Raw genomic sequence first — 13,107 nt, forward strand, 5'->3', positions numbered from 1 at the left:
AAGGGTTGGGCGAGGGGTGGAGAGTGTCATGGGGTGCGCTCCAATAAGCAAGCATCGCCGTAGGAGTAAAATCGTAATCCCTCAGTGATGGCGTAATGATAAGCATGGCGCATAGTGTCCGTCCCTGCAAAGGCGCACACCAGCATAAAGAGGGTTGAGCGTGGTAGATGGAAGTTTGTGAGCAGCGCATCAACAGCGCGGAAGCGGTAGCCCGGCTTGATGAAAATGGATGTCTCCCCCTGCCAAGGGTGAATGAGTCCATGCTCATCAGCCGCACTCTCTAAGAGGCGGAGGCTTGTCGTTCCCACGGCGACAATACGGCCCCCACGGGCACGCGTCTCATTGATTCGCTGGGCTGTTTCGGGGGTGATATGCCCCCATTCAGCATGCATTTTATGCTCGGCAATGCTACTGCGAACAGGCAGGAATGTCCCCGCCCCGACATGGAGGGTGAGTGTTTCCTGCGCGATTCCTTTGGCAGTGAGGGCTTTTAAGACGTCATTGGTGAAGTGTAGTCCCGCCGTTGGGGCGGCTACAGCCCCACGAAAGCGGGAGAAAATAGTGCGATAATCATGCGTATCCGCCTCTGTAGGGCCATGAGGCCGAGCAATATAAGGTGGCAGGGCCAGAGCTGCGCGGCGTTCTAAAAACCTATCGAACGCATCCCCCTCAACTGAAAAACGAAGGGTAATCGCTCCATCGCCCTCATTGGTGAGGATGGTGGCGGTGACGGGGTCATTCTCAAAATGGAGTGTATCATGAGGGCGTAATTTACGCGCATTGCGGGCAAGCGCGTGCCATTGCCCCTCTGGTAAGATGCGGTCGAGCGTGATGCCAATGCGAGCCTCGCCCCGGCGGGCTTCCATCTTAGCAGGGATGACCTCTGTATTATTTGCGATGAGGAGGTCGCCCTCTTTTAGCAGGTCTGGGAGGTTATGGATGCGGTGGAGGGTGAGGCGGGCTTGCTCTGTTCCTGTAAGGGCGGGGGGGATGACGTGGAGGAGACGCGCCGCATCACGCGGGCGGGCAGGTTCGGTCGCGATGGAGTCGCGCGGGAGGGTGAAGTCGTAAAGGGAGAGTTCGTCTGTCATGCGGTGTGAAGAAGATAGGGATACTTAGTGAAAAGGGGGCCGAACGCCCCCTTATGTTGGATCACTATAGCGTGCCGTGTTTTATTGGCGGCCAAGCTGATGTTTTAGCGCATCAATAAGAGCCTGCACCTTATAGCCGTGGCGTGTGAGGTAAGCGGTGTAATCGCTGCGCTGGGTCATCCGCATGCTTGCGCCCTCGCCGTAGAGGTCCACGACCTTGGGAGGCTCGCCATCAATAACGGCTGTCATCATTACAGAAGGATGATTTGGACGGCTGATTTGGAGCGTCACTTTCTGCCCTGCGGGGGAAGCGACATTATCGACCAAACGGAAGGAGATATTCTCATATTCCCCCATCCGGGCGGTTACAGCATTGAGCAGCACATCCTCAAACAACTCAAGATAAATCTTTTGCTGTTCTGGCGTGGCTTGCCGCCAGAAACGCCCTAGGCAGTACCGCCCAATCCCTTGCACATCCACATTCTGACGCAGGAGCGGGAGGAGGGCGTCGCGTTTTTTATCCAATGTCGTGTTACTATTCATAACAGCGACTAACTTCCCGCCAAAATCATTAACAAACGCACTCGCTTCCTCGCTGGAAGGTGCGGCGAATGCCAACATGGGGGCGAGAGCGAGTAGGCTGGCAGCTCCCAAAATGGTGCGGCGTGTAAGCTGACGGAGCATCATGTGTAGGGATCCTTCCAAAAAGGGCTGTCCTGAAGGGGACAAGATTGTCAGTACCAGTCTGGCGTTGTGGCGCGATGATCGGCCTTAAGGGCGTCAATCTGGCTCTGACGTTGCTGCTGCCATGCACTCCGCATGAAAGCGTATGGGTCTAGGCTTTGATGTTCCAGCTGGTCGAGCTGGTCTGTATTATCGGCGAAAGTATTGAACGTGCCAAGGATGTTATAGCCCCAATTGAAGCTGATAAGCCCATAACCGCTGGGCACATAGTTAATTGGCGTTAGCCCCTGACCCAGCGCATAGCCTGCCGCATCGCGGAAGCTGCTTGGCCCCAAGCCGGGGAGAAAGAGATACGGGCCGGACTTAACCCCCCAGAGGGCAAGGACCATGCCAGGGTCTGTCTCATGCTGCTTATAGCCTAAATGTTTGGCAACGTCATAAAAGCCTGCCGTTGTCATATTTAGGAGGAAACGCATAAACGCATCACCAGCGCGGCGGGGACGCCCCGCCCCCACATCGGAGAAGAAAACCGCAGGCTCCCGCCATGTTTCATTCAATGTCGCAACCGAGGTGCGAATGGGCTGGGGGACGTGCTTTTGCCAGAATCGACCAACAGGGCGGAGGGCCTTATGATACACCCACATATTGATGTTGAACATCTTGCGGTTGAAAGGCTCAAACTTATCATTCGCGGCTTTATAGTCAGCCAGCTCATCAGGGTCTTTAGGGGGCTTAGCGGTGCATCCTGCAAGAGAGGAGAAGGTAAGGCAGCCGACCAGTGTAAAAAGGGCAGTTTTTCTGCCTTTATGATGCTGCATTGTGCTGCCTTTGCACGCCATGTTGTTGCCGCTCCTGCTTCTTTTAAGGCCCGGCTATGGGAGGCATCTCCCCGGTGGTAGAGGGGAAATGCCCAAACGGGAACGGGCCGGGACTGTAACGCGTTATAGTTCTACATAAGACAGGTTATAAAACCTACGCAAGGGAACATATGTTACTTGCCTTTCCTTGCCTACCCCTTTCGCATATCAGAATTGTATTAGAAATGAGGGTATTGCATTTTTGCATCGTTAAGCGTTGAGATGAAACTCCACCTTGGTATGGATGCTCTTGGGTCATGGGGGTGTTTCCAGGGCGGCTTTATCTTTTATGGAGTGGGAGAAATCATATGCCCCGTTTTCTAAAAAACCGTATTGGGCTTTTATCGGCCAGTGCTTTAGTGGCTAGTGTTGCTCTGTCTGGTATGGCGGTAGCGCACCCAAAGGTTAATGTTCAGGAGTGGGGGCATCTTTCTGATAAGCAGAAAGTAAAAGCAATTACGTTAAGCAATGATGACGGTGTAAAGGTCACAGTGCTGACCTACGGGGCGATCATTCATAGGATGGATGTGCCCGATAGTAATGGCCATCTTGGCAATGTTGTTCTCGGTTTCCCTAATATCGAGGGTTATGAGCGCAATAATGCAGACCCTCATTTTGGGGCGGTATTGGGCCGTGTTGCCAACCGCATTACTAACGGGACCTTCACATTAGAGGGTAAAACCTATCATACCCTTACTAACGAGGGCGCTAATACCCTCCATGGTGGGCCTGACAGCTTCGACCGCAAGCTCTGGACGATTGAGCGTAAAGGGGTGGATGCTGATGGGGCTTTTGTAGAGTTGAAGATGGTAAGCCCTGATGGTGACCAGGGATTCCCCGGCACGTTAACAACACATGCTATTTATCGTCTGCGCTCTGATGATACGCTGAGCTTACGCTTCCAAGCGACAACGGATGCACCAACTATCGTAAACCTCTCCACACATAATTATTGGAACCTCAATGGCGAGGGTTCCGGTGCTGTGGATGATGAAACGGTGCAGATGTATGCGGACCGTTATTTAAAAACAGATGCGCAATCCATCCCAACGGGTGAGTTTGCCTCTGTTGATGGCACACCGTTTGACTTCCGCCAGCCGCGCCGTGTTGGGGATGGCTTGCGCCAGCCGAACCCGCAAATGTTGCCACAAACAGGCTATGACAAATGCATGGTTCTTAATGGGCCGTCCAAACCCGGTGATGTAGAGCGCGTTGTGGCCCGCGTGACAGACCCTCATTCTGGTCGTGTGATGGAGGTTTCCACCAATATGCCGGGGATGCAGTTCTATTCTGCAAATCATATTTACGGCACGTATTATGGGCCTGCTGGCAAGACATATCGGCAGGGTGATGCTTTAGCGTTTGAGCCGGAGTTCTTCCCCAACAGCCCCAATACGCCGTCCTTCCCCAGTATTGAGCTAAAACCGGGGCAAACCTATGATTATTCTATGAGCTTCCATTTCTCTCATCAATAAGAGGAAAGGGGGGCATAAACCCATCGGTTAAAAGAGAGGCTGACGTGGTGCTACTCATCACGTCAGCTTTTTTTGTTGGAGGAAAGAGCCACAGCTTGAAAGGGCTATTTTTGAGGAGTCGTGCGATTTTATCCACATTTTTCCCGCTCTGGCACACAGGATGATGCCCCAACCTATCCCCGAAATTGGGGATAACTGAGGGGGGGCTAGATTTGGTAGTTTGTGAAATCTTGGTCCATATCACCAAAACGGACGATGCGGGCGGGGTTGCCTACGGCGGTGGAGCGTGGTGGGACATTGCCTAATACAACTGAGGCAGCGCCGACTCTTGCATAGGCCCCAATTTCTAAATAACCGAGAATTTTTGCCCCAGCCCCAATCATACAGCCTTGCCGAATAATAGGGTGGCGTTGTCCCCCATTTTTACCCGTGCCGCCAAGGGTGACATCTTGGAAGAGAGAGACATCATCCTCAATGATGGTCGTCTCCCCAATAACGATGCCCGTGCCGTGATCAATGGTAATGCGTTGTCCAATTTGTGCTGCGGGGTGGATGTCGATGCCGAATTTTTCATTCACACGGCTTTGGAAGTGATAAGCAAGTGGCTTGCGGTCTGCTTGCCAGAGATGATGAGCAATACGATGGGCTTGGAGAGCTTGAAAGCCCTTAAAGAAGAGAAAAGGCGTTACAAGGTCTGGGCACGCCGGGTCGCGCTGAAATGTAGCAACAATATCGGAGGCAGCCGCACATGTGATGGTCGGGTCGGCTTTGAGAGTGGAGGCGATAAGGCGCATGAGTGTGGGCTCTGCCATAGCACGATCTGTCAGCTTAGCGCTGAGTAGCGATGCTAAAGCGGAGGCAAAATCCTCATGATTACAAATGTTAACAGCAAAAAGATCTCGGATGAGCGCATCAGAGCAGCAGCAAGCTTGTGCCTGCATGACGGCCCAAAATTCGGCCAGAAATTGTGGCTCAGAGGAGGATTGCGGGAATGTATCAAGAAAACCGGCCATAATGAGGAGACTGCCTTTAAAATTATAAACCCATAGCGCGTCGGACAAACCCTTGCCGTAGGGTTGGGAGCCGTCGTAGGGCCATAAGCCCTGCATGACGGGCATGACGGATGAAAGGGGCATCCGTGCTGAAAAGACGTTCCATCATGTCACATCCAGCGAGCATGGCAAGATTACCGGGGCGGCTTAGCTGTTGGTAACGCCGTAATAATGCAGGGGAGCCGAGGTCCTCCCCATGGGCGAAGGCCTCCCCCAATAGCGCAACGAGTGTGCGGACATCACGAAAGCCAAGATTCATCCCCTGTCCTGCAACGGGATGTAAGCCATGGGCGGCATCTCCTGCTAAAATCAGCCGTGTGGCGTAATAGCGATGGGCATATTGGGAGGCGAGCGGGTAGGTCCAATGCGTGCCGATCAGCTCCAGTGATCCAAGCTCCTCGCCACAAAGCCGCTCCTCAATGAGACGGGCAAAATGGTGTGGGGCAAGGCTCGTGAAATGGGCGATGCGTTTAGCGCGGTCGGTCCATACAATAGCGGAGCGGTGCGGGTGGCCTTCTATGCCGGGGAGAGGAAGGCGGGCAAAAGGGCCTTGAGGGAGGAAGTTCTCCAGCGCACTACCATGATGAGGCAGCGTATGAGCTAACACGCTGACAAGGGCCGTTTTATGATAAGGGATGCGTGTTAGGCCGATTCCAGCTTGTTGGCGTAAGCGGGATTGGCGTCCATCAGCCGCGATGACTAAAGCTGCGGAGACTGTTTCACCCGTTGAGAGCGTAATACGGGCTTCATTTTGCGTAAACTGGAACTGCCCTGTAGCGGGAGCGCGTACATCCAGCCTCGGTTGAGAGGTGAGGGTGCGGGCAATAGCGGCGAGGAGATTATGAGCTTCGACCATCCAGCCAAAAGGGCGGTGGTCTGGGGCATCATCTTCGGTAAAGCTTAGCCCATCAGCAAGGGTGCTGCGGGAGGCTGTGGGGATTCGCCCTTGGCTATCTGTGACATGGATGGTCGTAATCGCCTGCGGTGGTAAGGGCAGGGCCTGCCAGATACCAGCCTCTTCTAATAAAGGGCGGACACCCTCGGCTAGGGCATAAGCGCGGCCATCAGGGTTTTGGTCTGGCGTGGGGGAGAGAGGCGCGCGTTCTAATAAGAGAATACGCAGCCCCTTTTGTGCCAGAAGGCACGCCAGCGTCGCCCCGATGGGACCGCCACCATTGATGCAGAGGTCGTAATCTGTGCGCATAAGCAGTCTGTCCTTCCCGGCCTACAAAAAAGGGGCTGGAGGCCCCTCCAAGAGGGTGGCTTTTTTGCCAGAGGGGCGGGTCTTTTGTGTCTAGCCCTATCTTTGATGAAAAGAAAGTCTTGCAGAAATCGTTATGAAGGTGGCACGATTTCATTCCAGTGTAGTAACAGACCAACGGCAGAAAAGGGCCAGAGGGGATGAAGCTTGTAACGGCAATTATCAAACCGTTCAAATTAGATGATGTACGCGAAGCTCTTGCGGAGCTGGGGGTGCATGGGCTGACTGTGACGGAGGTGCGCGGTTTTGGCCGGCAGAAGGGCCAGACAGAAATCTATCGTGGGGCTGAATATACGATCAGCTTCATCGCCAAAATTAAGCTGGAAACAGTCGTCCCTGATGAGCGCGTGCCAGAGATTATTGAGGCCATTACCGAAAAAGCCCGTACAGGCCGTATTGGTGACGGTAAGATTATGGTCACAAATGTGGAGCAGATGGTCCGTATTCGGACAGGCGAGACAGGTGAAGGAGCCCTCTAATGCGTGCGATTGATACAGGCGATACGTCATGGATGTTGGTCAGCACGGCTCTTGTCTTGCTGATGACAGTCCCCGGCCTAGCGTTGTTCTATGCTGGGATGGTGCGGCGGAAGAATGTCCTCTCCACTATGGTTCAGTCCTTTGGGATTTGCTGTATTGTGAGCATTGTGTGGATGGTCCTCGGCTATAGCCTAGCCTTCTCGACCGGGACGGCATGGATTGGTGATGCCTCTCGCTTTTTCCTACGGGGGATTGCGTCGCAATTCCATCAAGGGACGGACGGAGCCTTTACCTTAGGGGCGGGGACTCCGGCAGAAACACCTATGACCATCCCCGAGAGCGTTTATCTGATGTATCAGATGACCTTTGCCATCATCACACCAGCCCTGCTGACAGGGGCTTTTGCAGAGCGTATCCGCTTTGCTGGGCTGTGTGTTTTTACGATTCTATGGTCGTTGCTGGTTTATGCGCCGGTGGCTCATTGGGTATGGAGCCCACTTGGCTGGGTCGCTGGGTTAGGGGCTGTGGACTTCGCCGGGGGTACAGTTGTTCACATCAATTCTGGTGTGGCCGGGTTGGTTTGTGCCTTGATGATTGGCCGCCGTTATGGGCTAAAGCGTGATGATATGTCCCCCTATAATCTGGCTTATGCGATTATCGGGGCCTCGTTGCTTTGGGTAGGCTGGTTTGGCTTTAATGCAGGCTCTGCCCTTGGGGCGAATGGTCGGGCCGGTATGGCGATGCTCACAACACAGGTCGCGGCTGCTGGCGGTGGTATGGGCTGGATGCTGGTAGAATGGTGGCGTCATGGCAAACCGACCGCGTTGGGGATTATCTCTGGCGTGGTGGCAGGGCTTGTGGCGGTAACACCGGCCGCGGGCTTTGTCCTCCCCAGTGGGGCGTTAGCGATTGGGCTGATTGCGGGGGGTGTGTGCTTCTATAGTGCTGCGGTGTTAAAAACACGTTTAGGGTATGATGACAGCCTAGATGCCTTTGGTGTGCACGGCGTAGGGGGCATTGTTGGGGCTTTACTGACGGGCGTATTTGCTTATGGCCCGCTCTCTGCCACGGCCTCAAACCCAGCTGGAGTGAGTGGGAGTTGGGCGCAGTTAGGGCGGCAGGCTGAGGCTGTGGGTGTGACGATTATATGGTCTGTTATCCTAACAGCTATCATCTTCTGGCTCGTCGATAAGATGATTGGTATGCGCGTTTCCTCTGATGAGGAGCAAATGGGGCTGGATCTCACCCAACATGGTGAGCGGCTCAATTAAATGTGTTTTATCGGTTTTGCCCTGCCTTGGCGGGGCACGCCGCTTGCACGATGAGAGGAAATAATGGCACTACTTACCGGATGGTTTTAACAAATAGGTAAGGGTAGTAACAGAATGAAATGTTCAGCTGTGAGCGTCTTCATGATGATGTGTGCTATAAGCGGGGGGAGTGCTGCATTAGTGGCACCGTCTTTTGCCGCGGGAACCTCCTCTTTTGCCGCATGTCATAAAGCTTTTAATGAGGCTAAAACAACGGGGACGTTAAAAGGGCAGGACTACGCTGCTTTTAAGAAAGCTCATTGCACTGGGGAGGCTCCTGCTTCTAGCACATCGGCCACGCCAGAAGAGGGCAAGAAGCCAGCCGCCGCAGCCCCTGTTGTGAGTGGGGATGTGCTTTTTCCTCAACGTATCGCGCCTGAATTTGCGTCTTTATCAGAGGGGAAAGCGCGGATGAAAACCTGCCTTGCTCAGTATAATGCTAATAAAAGCACGGGGCGTAATGGTGGGCTGAAGTGGATTCAAAAGGGTGGTGGGTATTACTCCGCCTGCAATAACCGGCTGAAAGGCGCGGCCCAGTAACGGTTGTGTCTCTCACATGTTGGTTTCTCAAAATGGTGAGAGAGGAAGGCCCGCTCTAAAAAGCGGGCTTTTCTTTATGCCAGTACAGCCCCTGCCCAGCTCCACCATGTTTTTGCCGCGGGGTGCTGTGTGAGGTGAAGGGCCGCCTCTTGCGCGGCGTGAGGAGTGTCGAACAACGCAAAGCAGGTCGCACCAGAGCCGCTCATACGGCTAAAACGGACCTGTGGGAGTTGGGCTAGATGTTCCAAAACCGTGGCGATGATGGGCTCCTGAGCGATAGCATGGGGTTGGAGGTCGTTTTCCGTTCCATTTAGGAAGGTAACAAGGGCATCTATTGTAGGCCATCCTGCTGTGGGGAGAGACAAAGCGGCGCGTGCGCGCGGTCCCCCCGTGGTAGCGAGTCGTTTAAAGATCGTCGGGGTGGAAACACTCACGCCGGGATTAACAAGCATAATGCCCATTTTGGGTAGAGCCGGTGCAGGGGTAAGGATTTCGCCAATGCCTTCCATACGTGTTGCTTTTTGGTGCAAACATACAGGGACATCCGCTCCCAAGGTTGGGGCGACAGCGACGGCAGCCTCCGGTGAGAGGTGCCAATAGCGCGTTAGCAGCCGTAAGGCGCAAGCAGCATCGGCAGAGCCTCCACCAATGCCGGAGGCAATGGGGAGTTGTTTATTGAGGCGTAAAGTAGCAGCTGGTAGCTTGCCTTTTATCTCACCCTGATGGTGCCGAAGAGCGGAAGCTGCACGTAGGACGAGGTTATTGCTATCGGCCTCTAAGCCTTGGGAGAAGGGCCCCTGTAGGGTAAGGTTTTCACTCATTTGTGCGGGTGCGGCGGTTGTAAGGCAGAGTTCATCTCCCGCACCCGCAAAAATAGCAAGACTATCAAGGAGGTGATAGCCGTCATCACGGCGGCCAGTGACATGAAGGAATAGATTGATCTTAGCGTGAGCTGTATCTTGATGCAGCACCATGGTACAGGGCATCCTTCATTATGAAACCGGAAGAGGCTGGGGGAGACTCGTACGCCTATATAAGGTCCGGATGGTGTGTTTATGTGCAGAGAGTCTCTCTAACAAATTAAGAGACTAAAAGCCATGTAAAGAGGATGGTTGAGTCCTGTCTGTTAGAGTTATGTAAAAGAGAGTCCTTAATTTCTTATGGTATCTTCCTCATCATCATATCCCGTACAGGACATGCTTGCAGCTTTGCATCTGCATCAAGAATGGGGTGTGGATGACCTGATAGAAGATCATAGTTGGGATGTGTGGGAGGAGCGCTCCATACAGCGTGACCCTCCACCTAAAGGTCAGCCTATAGTGATGGCAGCCCCCGCGCGTGAGAACGTAAAAGGAGCGGAGGATGTTCTAGCAGCACTCGCTACAGCACAAGATGTAGAAACGTTAAAGCAGGTGAGCCAACACATACCCGGTATTACCCTCGCGCGGACAGCAAAGCATCATCTAGCCCCTGTTTTGGTAAAGGATGCGCCTTTTCTTTTAATTGGTGACGTGCCTAATGAAGATGAGGATCGGCATGGCACTTTATTTGCTGGCGAGATGGGCGTTTTGTTGGGGCGTATTTTGGCATCTATTGGCCTAAAGCGTGATCAGCTTTCCATGGCACCGGCTATTCCATGGCGACCACCTGGTGGGCAGCGTGCCTCTCAGCGTGAGTTGGAGCTTTGTTTGCCTGTGTTACAGCGCATTGTCGCGCTGGCTAAGCCGCAGCGTATTGTAACAATGGGGACAATACCGGCAGGTATGTTGTTGCATCAGGAGGGCCCCCGGCTCAGCCAGCTGCGGGGGCGGTGGCATGAGGCGATGATTCCCGGTTTTGCACAGCCAATTCCGTTGTTGCCTCTATGGCATCCTGCACAACTTGGCGATAATGCAGGGCGACGGCGCCACCTATGGCACGATCTTTTATTGCTGGAAGCGAGTCTTCAAAAAGGCAACGAGGGTGAAGATTAGCGAGTCGTTTATATGAACAAATAGTTAATTACCAGATATAACAGAATGGTAAAATAAGGCAAAATAAATTACGAAATTACCCAGAAAAGAGAAGAACTCTCTGGATTCTTCCCCAGGCAAGGCGTATCATGGTGGAAGCGGTGGGTTTTCTCGGTTTAACTTTCAAGGGTTGCCAGTAAAGAAAAACCACGTTACGCCCCGACATTATGCGATGGATATTTCCAGGTGGGTCTAGCGCAGTATGGTGTAGCGTTCTCTTGAGTGCTGCACTTCTGACAGGACACGCTGTTTTTCCGGCGCAGGGGCAGGGTATGTCTCTTCCGTCCCACGCGCCGGGGCATCCCGAAGGTGAGCGTCCCAGCGTTTCATCTCGTTCCATAGTAGGGGCTTCTTTGCCGCAGCCTTTACCGGCGGCTGTTGCAGGGCGTTATCGGGCTCTCTTTGCGGCTGTGCGCGAGGGGGATATGGGGCGGTTAGATGTTTTGCATTATGCCTCTGGCCCTAATGAAACAGCAGAGAATCTGTTGCTCCCTGATTATTTGGCAGAGCGCTATCTCAATACGGCTTTTCATCCGTCCGAGGCGGAATTGACGGAGTGGTTACGGCGTTATTCGTCATTGCCTGATGCGCCATTGATACAGCAACAGCTTGATGTGATGCGTCGAGGAGGCACTATCACGGGGGGGACGCTGCCTAGTGGCTATGACACTGTGGCGGATCTACACCGCGTGGAGCGCGCGTTGCCTTTCTCGCAGACGTTAGTACGGAATAATCGATTAGAGCGCGCTTTGATGGAGGAAGCTGCCCAAGGGGTTGTTGGCGCGCAGCGTGCCATCGTGCAGGTGCAATCTACACCGGGTATGACGCCTATCTATGCGGCACAGCTGCATGGTGAAATTGCGATGCAGCTTTTAAGCCAGGGGGAGACACGGGCCGCGCTGCGGATAGGCTCTGCTGGCATGGATGTAGGGCATTATAAGGTCGGTTTTCCCGCTTTTGTGGCTGGTTTGGCGGCATGGCGTGAGGGATATTTGGATGCGGCGTATGATCTGTTTGAGAGTGCTGCTAATGCGGAGCAAACAGATGGTGACATACAGGCAGCAGCGTCTTTTTGGGCTGGTCGTGTAGCAGAGCGACATGGCGATGTCGGTCTGTATCATACATGGCTACATCGGGCCTCTGTGCAGAGTGAAAGCTTTTACGGGCTGCTAGCAGAACGGATGTTGCGAGAGAAACACACCGATGAGACCGCGCTCTCTGGTGTGTTATCTACGATTGGCCTAGCGGGTGCGACACAAACCGCTTTGAGTGAAGTGGACGTTAAGGTGGTGTCGTCCATGGAGGAAGGGCCGCATCTTTTTGCTTTGTTGCAGATTGGTGAGCAAGGGCGTGCAGAAATGTTGGCACGCCAGATGTGGCAAGAGGCTCTTTTGGACCCTGTGCGGGCTCATTCTCTTCAATTAGTGGTGCAAAAAGCGGGGATGCTCGCTTTGGCAGAGCAGATGCAGCACGCTTTAGAGCGGCTGGATCATAATGAATTGAAGGAAGTGCTTGGCCCCTTGCCAGAGCTACATCCATATAATGGTTTCCGTGTCTCTTCGGCTTTGGTTTATGCCGTAGCGAGAATGGAGTCGAATTTTGATGCACTGGCAGCCTCGCCGGCTGGGGCTTACGGGATGATGCAGGTCATGCCTATAACAGCGGATTGGATCAGTAAGCAGTATCATCTTCCGCAACCTGTTTCGGCTTCTTCTGGGGAGCGGTTTTATCAGGAGATGGAGCGGCGTTTGCAGGAGCCGGGCTATAATTTGGAGGTAGGGCAGCTTTATATGCTCTATCTCGCCCGCATGATTGCACAAAATGAACCCAGTGGAGAGGCTTCTTTATTGAAAGTTCTTGCCTCTTATAATGCGGGGCCATTGGCGATTAGCCGGTGGCAGAGCGGGCAAAAAGGCTTGCAGGACCCGCTTATGTTTATTGAGTGCCTGCCAAGCTCGGAGACCCGGCAATATGTTCGTAGTGTTTTGACGAACGATTGGGTCTATGGCCGTAGATTGCATGTTGCAACTCCTTCGCTCGTAGCTCTTGCTGCGGGGCGTTGGCCAAGTTTCCGCGAGGAAGAACAGGAGCGTGACTCGCCCAGCTAATGTTTGTTTGGGTCATAGAGGGACGTATTTTGCAAAGCCCAGACGGGAGTTTCATGCATGGCAGTGTGAGGCTTCATCTGGGTTTTTTGTAGGGAAAACCTTTAAAAACTGCTCTTTTAAGGGATGTGCCTTGTGTTGGGTGATGGGGAGATGGGCGGCTTGTGCATGGGGGGTGGCTTGCCCGTTGGGGCGTCTTTCCTTACATAAAGGCAGTGCGATGCTTTCCTTATTTAGTCGG

Annotated in this window: 12 protein-coding genes; 6 read left to right on the plus strand and 6 right to left on the minus strand. The window is 53.5% G+C overall.

The window, feature by feature from the left end; translation table 11 throughout:
• Window positions 1-26: 26 nt before the first annotated feature.
• From queA to NQF64_RS07050, 3 genes are all read right to left on the minus strand, one after another.
• Window positions 27-1,091 (minus strand): tRNA preQ1(34) S-adenosylmethionine ribosyltransferase-isomerase QueA, encoded by a 1,065-nt coding sequence (gene queA, locus NQF64_RS07040; protein WP_266106920.1) that lies wholly within the window; start codon window positions 1,089-1,091, stop codon window positions 27-29.
• A gap of 81 nt (window positions 1,092-1,172) precedes the next feature.
• Window positions 1,173-1,778, minus strand: a complete 606-nt coding sequence (locus NQF64_RS07045) for an MlaC/ttg2D family ABC transporter substrate-binding protein (protein ID WP_257875141.1) — start codon at window positions 1,776-1,778, stop codon at window positions 1,173-1,175.
• Between the two features lie 47 nt (window positions 1,779-1,825).
• Complete coding sequence (locus tag NQF64_RS07050) at window positions 1,826-2,614, minus strand: MlaA family lipoprotein (protein WP_257875140.1); 789 nt, start codon at window positions 2,612-2,614, stop codon at window positions 1,826-1,828.
• 326 nt (window positions 2,615-2,940) lie between these two features.
• Here NQF64_RS07050 and NQF64_RS07055 point away from each other — a divergent pair, with 326 nt between their 5' ends.
• Entirely contained in the window at window positions 2,941-4,107 is a 1,167-nt protein-coding gene (locus NQF64_RS07055) for an aldose epimerase family protein (RefSeq protein ID WP_099026872.1), read from the plus strand.
• 206 nt (window positions 4,108-4,313) lie between these two features.
• Here NQF64_RS07055 and cysE read toward each other — a convergent pair whose 3' ends face one another.
• Window positions 4,314-5,120, minus strand: a complete 807-nt coding sequence (gene cysE / locus NQF64_RS07060; protein WP_407651830.1) for a serine O-acetyltransferase — start codon at window positions 5,118-5,120, stop codon at window positions 4,314-4,316.
• 22 nt (window positions 5,121-5,142) lie between these two features.
• Window positions 5,143-6,363 (minus strand): FAD-dependent monooxygenase, encoded by a 1,221-nt coding sequence (locus NQF64_RS07065; protein ID WP_266106921.1) that lies wholly within the window; start codon window positions 6,361-6,363, stop codon window positions 5,143-5,145.
• Window positions 6,364-6,560: 197 nt separating this feature from the next.
• On the opposite strand from NQF64_RS07065, the gene NQF64_RS07070 reads away from it, so the two are divergent.
• From NQF64_RS07070 to NQF64_RS07080, 3 genes are all read left to right on the plus strand, one after another.
• Window positions 6,561-6,899 (plus strand): P-II family nitrogen regulator, encoded by a 339-nt coding sequence (locus tag NQF64_RS07070; protein WP_099026870.1) that lies wholly within the window; start codon window positions 6,561-6,563, stop codon window positions 6,897-6,899.
• Entirely contained in the window at window positions 6,899-8,170 is a 1,272-nt protein-coding gene (locus NQF64_RS07075; RefSeq protein WP_266106922.1) for an ammonium transporter, read from the plus strand. The genes NQF64_RS07070 and NQF64_RS07075 overlap by 1 nt, the downstream gene beginning before the upstream one ends.
• A gap of 114 nt (window positions 8,171-8,284) precedes the next feature.
• Window positions 8,285-8,749, plus strand: a complete 465-nt coding sequence (locus NQF64_RS07080) for a hypothetical protein (RefSeq protein WP_180794219.1) — start codon at window positions 8,285-8,287, stop codon at window positions 8,747-8,749.
• Window positions 8,750-8,823: 74 nt separating this feature from the next.
• Here NQF64_RS07080 and NQF64_RS07085 read toward each other — a convergent pair whose 3' ends face one another.
• The gene (locus NQF64_RS07085; protein ID WP_266106923.1) at window positions 8,824-9,723 is read right to left on the minus strand and encodes a 4-(cytidine 5'-diphospho)-2-C-methyl-D-erythritol kinase; all 900 of its coding nucleotides are present in this window, start codon (window positions 9,721-9,723) and stop codon (window positions 8,824-8,826) included.
• A 222-nt stretch (window positions 9,724-9,945) separates the two neighbouring features.
• On the opposite strand from NQF64_RS07085, the gene NQF64_RS07090 reads away from it, so the two are divergent.
• Complete coding sequence (locus NQF64_RS07090; protein WP_266106924.1) at window positions 9,946-10,722, plus strand: uracil-DNA glycosylase; 777 nt, start codon at window positions 9,946-9,948, stop codon at window positions 10,720-10,722.
• A 311-nt stretch (window positions 10,723-11,033) separates the two neighbouring features.
• Window positions 11,034-12,869 carry a lytic transglycosylase domain-containing protein gene (locus tag NQF64_RS07095; protein WP_266106925.1) on the plus strand — a complete coding sequence of 612 codons (1,836 nt, stop codon included), beginning with the start codon at window positions 11,034-11,036 and terminating at the stop codon, window positions 12,867-12,869.
• Window positions 12,870-13,107: the final 238 nt, after the last annotated feature.

It is taken from the genome of Bombella saccharophila (assembly GCF_026385475.1).
In the GTDB taxonomy this organism is placed as follows: domain Bacteria; phylum Pseudomonadota; class Alphaproteobacteria; order Acetobacterales; family Acetobacteraceae; genus Bombella; species Bombella saccharophila.

What these genes read in the sequence shown, in the direction of transcription:
- NQF64_RS07050 (WP_257875140.1), bottom strand. Translation starts at nt 2,614, where the DNA reads ATGGCGTGCAAAGGCAGCACAATGCAGCATCATAAAGGCAGAAAAACT.
- NQF64_RS07070 (WP_099026870.1), top strand. Translation starts at nt 6,561, where the DNA reads ATGAAGCTTGTAACGGCAATTATCAAACCGTTCAAATTAGATGATGTA.
- queA (WP_266106920.1), bottom strand. Translation starts at nt 1,091, where the DNA reads ATGACAGACGAACTCTCCCTTTACGACTTCACCCTCCCGCGCGACTCC.
- NQF64_RS07065 (WP_266106921.1), bottom strand. Translation starts at nt 6,363, where the DNA reads ATGCGCACAGATTACGACCTCTGCATCAATGGTGGCGGTCCCATCGGG.
- NQF64_RS07045 (WP_257875141.1), bottom strand. Translation starts at nt 1,778, where the DNA reads ATGATGCTCCGTCAGCTTACACGCCGCACCATTTTGGGAGCTGCCAGC.
- NQF64_RS07080 (WP_180794219.1), top strand. Translation starts at nt 8,285, where the DNA reads ATGAAATGTTCAGCTGTGAGCGTCTTCATGATGATGTGTGCTATAAGC.
- cysE (WP_407651830.1), bottom strand. Translation starts at nt 5,120, where the DNA reads ATGGCCGGTTTTCTTGATACATTCCCGCAATCCTCCTCTGAGCCACAA.
- NQF64_RS07075 (WP_266106922.1), top strand. Translation starts at nt 6,899, where the DNA reads ATGCGTGCGATTGATACAGGCGATACGTCATGGATGTTGGTCAGCACG.
- NQF64_RS07090 (WP_266106924.1), top strand. Translation starts at nt 9,946, where the DNA reads ATGCTTGCAGCTTTGCATCTGCATCAAGAATGGGGTGTGGATGACCTG.
- NQF64_RS07095 (WP_266106925.1), top strand. Translation starts at nt 11,034, where the DNA reads ATGTCTCTTCCGTCCCACGCGCCGGGGCATCCCGAAGGTGAGCGTCCC.
- NQF64_RS07085 (WP_266106923.1), bottom strand. Translation starts at nt 9,723, where the DNA reads ATGGTGCTGCATCAAGATACAGCTCACGCTAAGATCAATCTATTCCTT.
- NQF64_RS07055 (WP_099026872.1), top strand. Translation starts at nt 2,941, where the DNA reads ATGCCCCGTTTTCTAAAAAACCGTATTGGGCTTTTATCGGCCAGTGCT.